This window comes from Acidobacteriota bacterium (genome assembly GCA_016716435.1).
In the GTDB taxonomy this organism is placed as follows: Bacteria; Acidobacteriota; Blastocatellia; order Pyrinomonadales; family Pyrinomonadaceae; genus OLB17.
The window spans coordinates 336656-349142 of record JADJWI010000001.1 but is presented as its reverse complement, the minus strand read 5'-3'; the positions used below and the strand labels follow the sequence as shown (position 1 = coordinate 349142).

10 protein-coding genes are annotated in these 12487 nt (G+C 56.2%); all 10 read left to right on the top strand.

Features of this window, described 5'->3' with window-relative positions; translation table 11 throughout:
* The first annotated feature begins 8 nt into the window (after positions 1–8).
* The 10 genes from IPM21_01730 to IPM21_01685 all read left to right on the top strand — a co-directional run bounded on the left by IPM21_01730 (position 9) and on the right by IPM21_01685 (position 12479).
* Positions 9–3293: a TAT-variant-translocated molybdopterin oxidoreductase gene (locus IPM21_01730; protein ID MBK9162637.1), complete on the top strand. Its 3285-nt coding sequence runs from the start codon at positions 9–11 to the stop codon at positions 3291–3293.
* A 76-nt stretch (positions 3294–3369) separates the two neighbouring features.
* Positions 3370–4830: a polysulfide reductase NrfD gene (gene nrfD / locus IPM21_01725; protein MBK9162636.1), complete on the top strand. Its 1461-nt coding sequence runs from the start codon at positions 3370–3372 to the stop codon at positions 4828–4830.
* A gap of 19 nt (positions 4831–4849) precedes the next feature.
* Entirely contained in the window at positions 4850–5383 is a 534-nt protein-coding gene (locus tag IPM21_01720) for a DUF3341 domain-containing protein (GenBank protein ID MBK9162635.1), read from the top strand.
* On the top strand, positions 5370–6083 hold the full coding sequence (locus IPM21_01715) for a cytochrome c (protein ID MBK9162634.1): 714 nt from the start codon (positions 5370–5372) through the stop codon (positions 6081–6083). Before IPM21_01720 ends, IPM21_01715 begins: the two co-directional genes overlap by 14 nt.
* Positions 6083–7300 (top strand): hypothetical protein, encoded by a 1218-nt coding sequence (locus IPM21_01710; protein MBK9162633.1) that lies wholly within the window; start codon positions 6083–6085, stop codon positions 7298–7300. Before IPM21_01715 ends, IPM21_01710 begins: the two co-directional genes overlap by 1 nt.
* A gap of 21 nt (positions 7301–7321) precedes the next feature.
* Positions 7322–7861 (top strand): hypothetical protein, encoded by a 540-nt coding sequence (locus tag IPM21_01705; protein MBK9162632.1) that lies wholly within the window; start codon positions 7322–7324, stop codon positions 7859–7861.
* A gap of 84 nt (positions 7862–7945) precedes the next feature.
* On the top strand, positions 7946–8812 hold the full coding sequence (locus tag IPM21_01700; protein ID MBK9162631.1) for an SCO family protein: 867 nt from the start codon (positions 7946–7948) through the stop codon (positions 8810–8812).
* Between the two features lie 28 nt (positions 8813–8840).
* Positions 8841–9872, top strand: a complete 1032-nt coding sequence (coxB, locus tag IPM21_01695; protein ID MBK9162630.1) for a cytochrome c oxidase subunit II — start codon at positions 8841–8843, stop codon at positions 9870–9872.
* Between the two features lie 35 nt (positions 9873–9907).
* Positions 9908–11551 (top strand): cytochrome c oxidase subunit I, encoded by a 1644-nt coding sequence (ctaD, locus tag IPM21_01690; protein MBK9162629.1) that lies wholly within the window; start codon positions 9908–9910, stop codon positions 11549–11551.
* 25 nt (positions 11552–11576) lie between these two features.
* Positions 11577–12479 carry a cytochrome c oxidase subunit 3 gene (locus IPM21_01685; protein MBK9162628.1) on the top strand — a complete coding sequence of 301 codons (903 nt, stop codon included), beginning with the start codon at positions 11577–11579 and terminating at the stop codon, positions 12477–12479.
* Positions 12480–12487 lie beyond the last annotated feature (8 nt).

The window sequence follows — 12487 nt, the reverse complement described above, 5'->3', positions numbered from 1 at the left end:
AATCATTGATGATGCCTAGTCAGGAAAGCATACAAAACTTTGCAAAACTGCGAGACGAAATTCTCGCGGAAAACAGCGGCAAGGACTATTGGCGGAGCCTTGAAGAACTGGCCGACCGGCCGGAGTTCGAGGAATTCGTCAAGGGAGAATTCCCGATCCAGGCCGAGGAATGGGACAACAGCCTCAGCCGCCGCAACTTTATCAAGGTGATGGGTGCCTCGCTCGCCCTTGCCGGCCTTTCGGGGTGCGTCATTCAACCGCCGGAAAAGATCGTGCCCTATGTCCGGCCCAATGAGGACATGCTCCCGGGCAAACCACTCTTTTTTGCAACCGCGATGACGATGGGCGGGGTCGCCACCGGCGTGCTCGCCAAGTCGTTCGAGGGCCGGCCGATCAAGATCGAAGGCAATCCGCAGCACCCGGCAAGCCTCGGGGCGACCGACATTTACGCACAGGCGGCGATCTTGGACATGTATGACCCGGATCGTTCGCAGAAGGTAATGTACCGCGGTGCACCGAACTCCTGGCAGAACTTCGTTACGGCAATGCGGTCCTCCATAAACGAGAACCGCGCCGATGGAGGTGCGGGCATCCGCTTCCTCACGCCGACCGTGACCTCGCCGACCCTGCAAGCGCAGATCCGGCAACTTCAGACCCAACTTCCGAATTTGAAATGGGTCCAATACGAGCCGGTCAACAAGGATAATGTCCACGAAGGGGCAAAGCTCGCTTTCGGTTCGCCTGTGAACACGGTTTATAGGTTTGACCGGGCAATGCGCGTGCTTTCGCTCGATTCGGACATCTTCTCGGGCTCGAACGTCCGGTACATGGCGGATTTTGCCAAGGCCCGCCGCTATTCTGAAGAGAACAAAGAGATCAGCCGCCTCTATGCCATCGAAACGACGATGACGCTCACCGGAGCGAAGGCGGACCACCGTCTGGCGGTCAAGCCGAGCCAGATGACCGAGGTCGCAAAGGCGATCGCCGCGGCCGTCGGCGTTGGCGGTGCGAGCAGCACTTATACGGAAAATTCGGACTGGATCGCCGTGATGGCGAAAGACCTTTCGGCCTTCCGCGGCCGTTCGCTCGTCGTCGCCGGCGATAATCAGCCGCCGGCCGTTCACGCAATTGCACATGCGATGAACGCAGCTCTCGGCAACGTCGGCGAAACGGTTGTTTACACCGACCCGCTGGCAGCAAATGCCGATCGGCCGCAGATCGAACAGCTTAGCGAATTGGTCGCCGACATCGACGCCGGACGGGTGAAAATGCTGGTGATGATGGGCGGAAATCCCGTTTATTCAACCCCCGCCGACCTCAAGCTCAACTTCAAGCGATTCGTTCCCGAAGGGACGCAGGACACAAAAGTCCCTATGCGTGTTCACCTCGGGCTGCATTTTGATGAGACAGCCGAGATCTGCCATTGGCATGTGCCGGAGAAGCACTTCCTCGAAATGTGGAGCGACGGCCGTGCGTATGATGGCACTGTCACGATGACCCAGCCGCTTATCGAGCCGCTCTATGGCGGAAAATCGGTACACGAGCTGACGCAGCTTTTCTTCCGCGAGAACTTTGAAAAGAAAGACTACGACATCGTACGCGAATACTGGCAGACGCAGAACATCGGGGCCACGGCACCCGCACCGGCTCCGGTAGCTGTAGCGGCAAACGCGAACACGGCCGCGAATTCAAACACAAACGCTCAGCCATCGGCAGCAGCAACTCCCGCGGCTACATCTGCTCCTAGCACCTTTGAGGACAATTGGCGGCGTGCGGTTCATGACGGATTCCTCGCCAATAGTGCATATCCGGCAAAGGCGGTCTCAGCAAATACTGCATTTCTCAGCCAGCCGGCCGCGGCAAATTCAGGCAGCGGGCCGCTTGAGGTGACGATCCTGCCTGATCCTTCGGTTTACGACGGTCGCTTTGCCAACAACGGCTGGATGCAGGAACTTCCGAACCCGCTGACCAAGATCACCTGGGACAACGTCGGCCTGATCAGCCCGGCGACCGCCGCCCGGCTTGGCATCAACCGCTCGAACGATGCTCGTGAACAGTCCGGCGGTGAACGGCCCACTGCCTTTATCAACAGCCACGGCAACAATATGTTTTCGGACGTGGTCAAGCTGACCTATCAGGGGCAAGAGCTTGACGGCGTCCCGATGTGGATCGCTCCGGGCCAGCCCGATGACGTTATAACGATCTACATGGGCTACGGCCGTACGCGAGCCGGAAATGTTGGAACCGGCCTTGGCTACAATGCGTTTCAGGTGCAGCGTTCCGATGCGATGACGTTCGGCTTCGGCGATATTTTGAAGACCGCCGAAACCACGACCATTGCATCCGCGCAGATTCACTTCAACATGGAAGGCCGCGATCTGCTCCGCGTTTGGGACGTTAACCATTACGAAGAGCACGTCACAAAGGGCAAGCAGGACGACTTCAAGTCGAAGTCGATGTATAACACGCCCGAGTACGACAAATGGTACGCCGAGAACCACAAGTGGGCGATGTCGATCGACCTCAGTTCATGCGTCGGCTGCAACGCCTGCGTGCTGGCTTGCCAATCGGAAAACAATATCCCGGTCGTAGGCAAGGAACAGGTCGCTCGTGCCCGCGAGATGCACTGGATGCGTATCGATACCTACTACGGCGGCAGCGACGTCAGCAAGCCCGAAGGCCCGCACTTCCAGCCGGTGCTGTGTATGCAGTGCGAAATGGCACCGTGCGAGGTCGTTTGCCCGGTAACGGCAACCGTTCACAATCCGGAAGGCCTCAACGACATGGTTTATAACCGTTGTGTCGGTACGCGGTATTGCTCAAACAACTGCCCGTACAAGGTTCGCCGGTTCAATTTCTTCCTTTATCAGGACTGGGATACGCCGCAGTACAAGCTTATGCGAAACCCCGAGGTTTCGATCCGCAGCCGCGGCGTGATGGAGAAATGTACTTACTGCACTCAGCGTATCTCCGAAGCTCGCATCGAGGCAGAGAAGGAAGGACGCCGTGTCCGCGATGGCGAGGTTCTGACGGCCTGCCAGTCGGTCTGCCCGACCGGTGCGATAGTTTTCGGCGATATGAACGACCCGCTCAGCAAGGTCGCGAAGGTCAAGGTCGATCCGCGTAACTACAACTTGCTCAATGAGTTGAACACACAGCCGCGGACGACCTATTTGCCGGATGTCAAGAATCCGAACCCCGAGATGCCGGGCTATGTAAAGCCGAAGATCAAGAAGGTCTCGCACGCGAAGCCGGAAACTGCGGCAAAGAAAGAGGGCAACGACGGACATTAATGCTTGATGGCCGCGGGCGGGGTGACCTGACCAAAGGCCGGATGATCGATTCGGGCCGGACGGCGGCCGAAATGATATGTCAGACATCAAAGAAATACAAGAAAGGATCTATCCTCCAATGGTGGAGGGCGACCATTCGTTCGGGACCGTATCCGATAAGATCGGCGACCTTTCGCTAAAGCGGAGAACGCCGTTCCATTGGTACATCGGTTTTGCGATCTCGTTCATCGTCGCACAGCTTCTCTTGTTCTCGGTAGTGGTGCTGCTCGCCCGCGGTATCGGAATCTGGGGCAACAACCAACCGGTCGGCTGGGCCTTCGACATCATCAACTTCGTTTGGTGGATCGGCATCGGCCACGCCGGAACGCTCATTTCGGCGATCCTTTTGCTGCTTAATCAGAAGTGGCGGACCTCGATCAACCGTTTTGCGGAGGCGATGACGCTCTTCGCCGTGGCCTGCGCCGCGATGTTCCCGCTCTTGCACACGGGCCGTCCGTGGCTGGCGGCTTACTGGCTTTTCCCGTACCCGAACACGATGGGCATCTGGCCGCAGTTTCGCTCGCCGCTCATCTGGGACGTCTTTGCAGTCTCGACCTATGCGACGATCTCGCTGCTTTTCTGGTACGTCGGCCTCATCCCGGACTTTGCAACGCTCCGGGACCGGGCAAAGAATAAATTCTTCAAGGCTGTTTACGGCCTGCTTTCCTGGGGCTGGCGAGGAAGTGCACGCCATTGGCATCGCTATGAGATAGCTTATCTCCTGCTTGCCGGGCTTTCGACACCGCTGGTTCTCTCTGTCCACTCGATCGTGTCCTTCGACTTCGCCGTTTCTCAACTGCCGGGATGGCACGCAACGATCTTCCCGCCGTACTTTGTTGCGGGTGCGATCTTTGCCGGGTTCGCGATGGTTCTGATCCTCGTTATTCCGCTCCGGATCCTTTACAACATGAAGGATTTCATCACGGACACCCACCTCACCTATATGGGAAAGGTGATGCTCGCGACCGGGCTGATCGTGGTTTATGGCTACGCGATGGAAGGTTTTTTCGCCTGGTATAGTGCGGCAGAGTACGAATGGTTCATGATGAAGAACCGAATTTGGGAAGGGCCGTACTGGTGGTCTTATTGGCTGCTGATCCTCTGCAACGGTATGTCCATCCAGTTGCTGTGGTTCAAGAAATTCAGGGAAAGCGCCTTCTGGCTGTTCATGATCTCGCTGGTTGTCAGCGTTGGTATGTGGCTTGAGCGGTTTGTGATCATCGTTACAAGCTTGAACCGCGACTTCCTGCCCTCGTCATGGGCTATGTATTCGCCGACCGTCTTCGATTGGTCGATGTTCGTCGGCACCATCGGGTTCTTTTTCACGCTGCTCTATCTGTTCATCCGGTTCGTTCCGATCATCTCGATCTTTGAGGTCAGAACGCTACTCCCGGAAGCGAATGTGCACGGGCACCATCAGGATTTTGAGGAGAATGTGGTCGTCGTCGAGGAGACCTACGACCGAACGGACCCGCCTAACAGCGAAGGCGGAAAGTAACTGAGCCAGGTTTATTGTTATGCAGAAGAAACTGTACGGCTTAATGGCTGAATTCGATACCGCGACCGATCTGGTCGATGCGGCAAATCGAGTGCGCGAGGCCGGGTACACCAAGACCGACGCCTTTTCGCCATTTCCGCTTCACGAGATCGATGAGGCGTTGGGGATCAAGCGGAGCATTCTTCCGGTGCTGGTGTTTTTTGGCGGACTCGCGGGACTTTGCCTCGGCATCGGGCTCCAGGTTTTTGTCCACTATATCGATTATCCGATGAACGTCGGCGGGCGGCCGTACCTAAGTTGGCCGGCATTCGTTCCGCCGTCTTACGAGCTGACGATCCTGCTCGCGGGCTTTACGGCGGTTTTCGGAATGCTTTTTCTCAATGGGCTGCCGAGGCCATATCATCCGGTCTTCAATGTGCCGCGATTCGCGCTCGCTTCGCGTGAAAAGTTCTTTTTGCTGGTCGAGGCGGCCGATTCGAAATACGATTATGACGAGACCAAGGCGTTTCTTGGCGAACTTAAGCCGCAGGAGGTGTTCGATGTTGAAGAATAATCCTGCTCGCAGTGTTTTCATCGCCTGCCTTTTCGCGATTGCGATGGTTGCCTCCGGCTGCGGAGTTCGGTTCGATATGCAGGACCAGCCGCGTTACAAGGCCTATAAGAAGAGCGATTTCTTTGCCGATGGGCGTGCTTCGCGCGACATGGTTGAGGGAACGGTCGCTCGCGGCTTGTTGAAGGAAAACAAGGCCTTCTATACCGGCAAGATCGATAACCCGGACCCGAATGCACAGGTTCAGACCTCGACCGACGCAAGCGGCAACACGGTTGTGACGAGCTTTCCGAACGCGATCGACGAGTTCCCGATACCGGTTACAAAAGAGTTGATCGACCGCGGCGAACAGCGTTACAAGATCAACTGTATCGTTTGCCACGGTCCGGTCGGTGCGGGCGACGGCATGATCGTCCGCCGCGGGTTCGTACGGCCGCCGTCGTATCACATTGACCGGCTGCGTGGTGCTCCGGTCGGACATTTCTTTGACGTGATCTCAAATGGTTGGGGACGTATGACCGGCCAGAAGGCAATGATTCCGGTAGCGGACCGCTGGGCGATCGTGGCTTACATTCGGACGCTCCAGGCGAGCCAAAATCCTGAACAGATAATGAGAATGAACTCGGGCACTCAGCCCGCGGCAACAGCAACACCGGCGCCGGCCGCAAGCCCGGCCGCCCAGCCGAACGGAGGTGCCAATTAATGAACGGACACGGCGAATATCAGGCACCGGCCGAGATCAAGAAGTACCAGAGCATTGCTCTTGGTGCAGGCGGCATTGCGTTCATCGCGTGGGCCATCGGGACCTATTTCAATGTTGAGCAGGGGCTTCGGTCTTGGCTGCTCGGCTTTATCTTTTGGAGCGGGCTCGGGCTCGGCTCGATCGGCGTGCTGATGCTTCAGTACCTGACGGGCGGTGCCTGGGGCGTCGTTGTACGGCGGATCGTTGAGGCAGCAACGCGTACGCTGCCCGTGATCTTCCTGATCTTTTTGCCGATACTTTTCGGCCTTTCATATCTCTACGAGTGGACACACCTTCCGGCGGATGACTACGCAATGGTGCACCGCGGCTGGTTCATGACGACCGAAAGCTGGATCCTCCGTTCGGTGATCTACTTCATCATTTTCGGAGTGATCGTTTATTTACTTAATAAATGGTCAGCCGCTCAGGATGCGTCCAAGGACCACGAAGAGGCAGCCAGATGGCTCGGGCGAGCGACGGCGTTTTCCGGCCCGACGATGGTGATCTACGTACTCGTCGTAACCTTCGCGACCGTCGATTGGGTCATGATGCTCGAGCCGCACTGGTTCTCGACCATCTGGGGATTCCTTTTCGTCGCCGGCTGGGCTCTTGCGACATTCAGCTTTGCCGTCGCCATGCTCGCCTTTTTGTCGGACAAGGCTCCGATGAATCGCGTGCTTGATAAGCGGCACTTCCACGACCTCGGCAAGTTGATGCTCGCCTTCACGATGGTCTGGACGTACTTCAATTTCTCGCAGTTCCTTATCATCTGGTCCGGCAACATCCCGGAAGAAACGGGCTACTACATCTTCCGGCTTGATGGCGGCTGGCAGTGGGTCGCGGGCGGGTTGCTCCTTTTCCATTTTGCGTTCCCGTTCCTCATCTTGCTTCAGCAGGATTTCAAGCGAAAAGCGAAACTACTCGCGTCGATGGCAGGTTTTATTCTCGTGATGCGGCTCGTCGATATGTATTTCCTGATCGGCCCGACGCCGCGTATCGAAACGCACGGCAAGGGGCTTCCGCTGCTTGAGAGCTTTAGCTGGATGGACATCGTCGCCCCGATCGCGGTCGGCGGTTTCTGGATGGCGTTCTTCTTTTATCAGTATGCGAAGCGGCCGATCATGCCGATCATGGATCCGTTCCTGCAGCGGGCGATAGACCACGGCAAGGGGCACTAATTTTCGAAGTATTTTTTTGTTATGGCACACACAGCTAAAGACGATCTTGCGGTCGATGTCGAACTTGGTTACGAACAGAACGACATCCAACTTCGCGGCATCATCGGATTCGCCATCGGCCTTTTGTTGCTGATCGTGATCACGTTCGGGTTGATGTGGGCACTCCTCTATGTGCTCGAATCTTACTCTGCCGAAGCTCAGGCTTCGGTCAATCCGATGCAGATGAAGGAGAAGGAAAGGCTGCCTGCGGAGCCGCGGCTCCAGGGAGCTCCGGGGTTTGGCGTCGATGGGCCTAACGGGCGTGTGAATCTGGAATTAACTCCGCCGCAGGCTGAGTATTGGGAGCTTGAAAAGCAGTGGAAGGTGCTTTGGAAGGAAGGGGCCAAGCATCCAGAGACCGGGGCTGTGATCTCGATGCCGATCGAACAGGCGAAAGAGGTCGTTCTAAGCAGCGGACTCAAGGCAAAGCAGGGTCCGGAAGCCGAAAAGCTTGCCGAAAGGTCGCGACAGTATTTTACGGATGCAAGTGCCGGCCGCGTTGCCGGCGGCAATTACAAGTAGTCCCGCACGCCGCGGGAAAAGAGGTTCAAGAAAGTGTTCAAGCAAATGCAAAAGAGTGAAGTAGTGAGGCACGCGGTTTGGCCGATGCTCTTGCTTTGCATTGTTTTCGCCGGAGTGTTTACGGTAGCGGGCCAGAAGAACGAGCATTACAACTCGCCCCTCTACTCGCCGCGGAAGTACGACCCGGCACAGACAACGGCCAACGGTATTCCCGATCCGCTCAAGAAGGTCGGGATCGAGCAAAAGCTCGGCGAGCAACTGCCGCTCGAAACCAGGTTCAAGGACGAGAACGGCAACATGGTCGCTCTCGGTGATTACTTCAAGAGCGGCCGCCCGGTCATCGTGACGCTGGTTTATTACGACTGCCCGATGCTGTGCAATCAGGTGCTCAACGGCCTGACCGGTTCGCTCAAGGGCATCTCGCTCGATGCGGGCAAGGACTTTGACGTCGTTGCCATCAGCTTTGACGCAAAGGAATTCGACAAGCCTGAGATCGCCAAGAACAAGAAGGCCTCGTACATGAAGCGCTACGGCAGGCCCGGAACGGAGCAAGGCTTCCATTTCCTGACGGGTGAGCAGGCCTCGATCGACGCCGTAACGAACGCCGTCGGGTTCACCTATGAATGGGACGAAGCTTCGGAGCAGTTCGCCCATGCAAGTGCGATCATGATCGCGACCCCGCAAGGCGTGCTTTCAAAGTATTTTTACGGCATCGATTATGCTCCGCGTGACGTCCGGCTCGGCCTCGTCGAATCGGCCGAGAACAAGGTCGGCGGAGTTACAGATCAGCTTTTGCTTTATTGTTTTCACTACGACCCCTCAACGGGTAAGTACGGCCTCGCTGTCCTGCGGCTTATGCGAGGCGCCGCAGTCGCCACCCTGCTTGGAATGGCGGCGATGGGATTTGTCTTCTGGCGGAGAAATAAACGGAAGTCGGACGGGCTGAAATAGCCCGTCGCATAAGGACAACGGTTTTTATATGCAGACGGATTCGTGGATACCATTATTTCCTGAGAGTGCCTCGTCATTTTCGTGGCAGGTCGATGCTCTCTATTTTTATCTGATCGGGATCAGTGTCGCATTTATGATCCCGATCGTTGCGGCCATCTTTTGGTTCGTCGTCAGATACCGCGAACGCGAGAAATTTGCGACACCCGATGAGATCCATGGCTCTATCGTCCTCGAGACGGTCTGGTCGATCATCCCTTTCGTCATCTCGATGACCATCTTCCTCGGCGGTGCCGTTGTTTATTACACCCAGTACCGTATGCCGGAAGACGCGATGCAGGTTTACGTTGTCGGCAAGCAGTGGATGTGGAAGATCCAGCACGAAACCGGCCAGCGTGAGATAAATGAGCTCCACGTTCCGGTCAATACCAAGGTCAAGCTGACGATGACGACCGAGGACGTACTCCATGATTTCTCGATCCCGGCATTCCGTACAAAGGCGGACGTCGTCCCGGGCCGCTATACCTATCTTTGGTTCGAAGCCACAAAGCCCGGCACGTATCACCTCTTTTGTGCTGAATACTGCGGCCTGAATCACTCTGGAATGATCGGCTCCGTCGTCGTAATGGAGCAGAACGATTTCGAGAGCTGGCTCCAGGGCAATGCCTCGAATCTTACACCGGTCGAACAAGGCCGCGATCTTTTTGAGAACAAACTTGGATGTGCCTCGTGCCACGCAGGCGGAAGCGGACAGCGTGGTGCGGTGCTTGAAAATATTTACGGTAAAGAGGTCAAGTTCGTCGGCGGCAGCTCCACGATCGTTGACGACGAGTACCTCAGGAACTCGATATTGAACCCGAGCTCGCAGGTCGTTGAGGGGTATCAGCCGATAATGCCGACCTTCAAGGGCCAGGTGACCGAGGAGCAGCTCATATCGCTCGTGGCTTACATCAAGTCGCTGAGCGGCGTCGATGCCTCGGCAACTGCGCCGAGTGCCCCGGCCGCCCCTGCACCGGCCCCGGCTAACAACATGGGCTCAAACAGTAATCAAGGTGGTAGATAAATATGCAGAACGCAGACGGTTTTAATCCTTCGCTGATGCGCGAACCGAAGGACAGCTACCTCACGAATGGCTATTCGCTTAAGTCATGGCTCCTGACCAAGGACCATAAGCGGATCGCGTTGATGTATCTGATCTCGATCTCGGTCTTCTTTTTCATGGGCGGCCTGTATGCGGCGGCCATCCGGCTTGAACTCCTGACGCCGGGTTCCGACCTTTTGCAATCGGCCACCTATAACAAGGCCTTTACCCAGCACGGGATCTTGATGATCTTCTTCTTCCTGATCCCGTCCATCCCGGCAACGCTTGGAAACTTCCTGCTGCCGCTAATGATCGGGGCCAAGGACCTTGCCCTGCCGCGGATCAATCTTCTCAGCCTTTATCTTTACTGGATCGGCGGCCTTTTGACGCTATATGCATTGATGCAGGGCGGCGTTGATACCGGTTGGACGTTCTACACGCCTTACAGCACGACCTTTTCGAATTCGTACGTGATGGCGGTCGGGCTCGGAATTTTTATCAACGGGTTTTCGTCGATCCTGACGGGCCTTAACTTCATCGTTACGATCCACACGATGCGTGCCCCGGGCATGACCTGGTTCCGTCTGCCGCTCTTCGTTTGGGCACATTACGCGACGAGTCTTGTGATGATCCTCGGAACGCCGGTCATCGCGATCACCGTACTTTTACTCGCTATCGAAAGAGTCGTAAAGGTTGGTATTTTCGACCCCGCCATAGGTGGCGACCCGATCTTGTTCCAGCACCTATTTTGGTTCTATTCGCACCCAGCGGTCTATATTATGATCTTGCCGGGAATGGGCGTCATCTCTGAGGTGATCTCCAGTTTCTCGCGGAAAAAGATCTTCGGCTACGAGTTCATCGCCTTTTCGTCTATCGCCATCGCTGTCTTCGGCTTCCTTGTTTGGGGCCACCACATGTTCGTTAGCGGACAGTCGATCTATGCCGGGCTTGTGTTCTCGTTCCTGACGATGGTCGTGGCCGTGCCTTCGGCGATCAAGGTCTTCAACTGGACCGCGACGATGTACAAGGGTTCGATCTCGTATGATACGCCAATGCTTTACGCCATCGGCTTCCTCGGGCTCTTCCTCGTCGGCGGGCTTACGGGACTCTTTCTCGGTTCGGTCGGCCTTACGGTCCACCTTACCGATACCTATTTCGTCGTTGCCCACTTCCACTACGTGATGGTTGGCGGGCAGGTGATCGCATATCTCGCCGGTATCCATTACTGGTGGCCGAAAATGACCGGCAAGATGTACTCGGAGTTTTGGGGCAAGGTCTCGGCTATGCTTGTCTTCGTCGGGTTCAACCTGACCTTCTTCCCGCAGTTCATCCTCGGTTATCAGGGTATGCCGCGGCGTTACGCGTCCTATCCGGCCGAGTTTCAGGTGCTCAATATTTTCTCTACGGCCGGAGCTTCGGTGCTCGGTGTCGGCCTGCTGATGCCGGTCGTTTACCTGACCCATTCGATCTTTGCCGGTAAGCCGGCGGGTGACAACCCGTGGATGCTTCCGGGTCTTGAGTGGCGGACACAGTCGCCTCCGCCGACTCTGAACTTTGACGAGCAGCCCGTTGTTACCTGGGAAGCTTACGAATTTGGCGAGGAAAGCGGCCTTGATCTTGAAGAGGCCCGACGCGCCGCTGGCCGGCCTTCGGTCGTTTAATACTGCTCGATACTAGATTTGGCTTATGTCAACACACGCAGACGCACACGATCATCATCACGAACCGGGATTGCAGCACCAGTTCGAGAACATGAAGCAGCAGGAGGAATCCGTCTCGATCGGGATGTGGATGTTCCTCGTCCAGGAGATCATGTTCTTCGGCGGCCTGTTCACCGCGTATATGGTATTCCGGTGGCGGTACCCGATGGCATTTGCCGAGGGCTCCAATCACCTTGATGCCTTTTGGGGCGGCCTTAATACCGTCGTGCTCATCGTAAGCTCGCTGACGATGGCCCTTGCTGTCTATTACGCCCAGAAGGGAATCCGTAATATGCAGGTGATAATGATCGTGCTCACGATGTTCTTCGGTACGGTCTTTTTGGGCGTCAAGGCAATTGAGTATACAGATAAGTACAACAACGGCCTGATCCCGGTCGCTGGCTGGAACAAAAAGTCCACCGGTGCTGAGGTCGCAGAGAAGGCTCAGGCATTTGCGTTCCCGTGGGAGGTCAAAACCGAGGCCGCGGCTGCGAAGGACGGCGAGAAAAAGACGTACGTCAATCCTCGAGGCGACTTTCAATGGAACTACGGCCACGAGCTTGTTAAGCAAGCCGAAACGGCCGGCTACCTGACCGCGGACGAAAAGATCCATTATTACTCTAACGGCCAGATCGACCCGTTCAAGTTTCAAGAAAAGGTCCGGATGTTCTATTTCATCTATTTTGTGATGACCGGACTCCACGCTCTGCACATGGTCGTCGGGTTGCTCCTAATGGCTTGGCTGCTTTGGAAGGCCTGGATCGGGACCTTTACCGCTCTTTATTATTCGCCCGTCGAGATGTCAGGGCTTTACTGGCACTTTGTCGATATCGTTTGGATATTTCTATTCCCGCTTCTCTATTTGCTGGGGCGGCACTTTATACATTAGGAGGCACC

Coding starts and splice junctions, on each gene's coding strand:
- coxB (MBK9162630.1), top strand. CDS start 8,841: ATGCAGACGGATTCGTGGATACCATTATTTCCTGAGAGTGCCTCGTCA.
- nrfD (MBK9162636.1), top strand. CDS start 3,370: ATGTCAGACATCAAAGAAATACAAGAAAGGATCTATCCTCCAATGGTG.
- IPM21_01715 (MBK9162634.1), top strand. CDS start 5,370: ATGTTGAAGAATAATCCTGCTCGCAGTGTTTTCATCGCCTGCCTTTTC.
- IPM21_01700 (MBK9162631.1), top strand. CDS start 7,946: ATGCTCTTGCTTTGCATTGTTTTCGCCGGAGTGTTTACGGTAGCGGGC.
- IPM21_01720 (MBK9162635.1), top strand. CDS start 4,850: ATGCAGAAGAAACTGTACGGCTTAATGGCTGAATTCGATACCGCGACC.
- IPM21_01705 (MBK9162632.1), top strand. CDS start 7,322: ATGGCACACACAGCTAAAGACGATCTTGCGGTCGATGTCGAACTTGGT.
- IPM21_01730 (MBK9162637.1), top strand. CDS start 9: ATGATGCCTAGTCAGGAAAGCATACAAAACTTTGCAAAACTGCGAGAC.
- IPM21_01710 (MBK9162633.1), top strand. CDS start 6,083: ATGAACGGACACGGCGAATATCAGGCACCGGCCGAGATCAAGAAGTAC.
- IPM21_01685 (MBK9162628.1), top strand. CDS start 11,577: ATGTCAACACACGCAGACGCACACGATCATCATCACGAACCGGGATTG.
- ctaD (MBK9162629.1), top strand. CDS start 9,908: ATGCGCGAACCGAAGGACAGCTACCTCACGAATGGCTATTCGCTTAAG.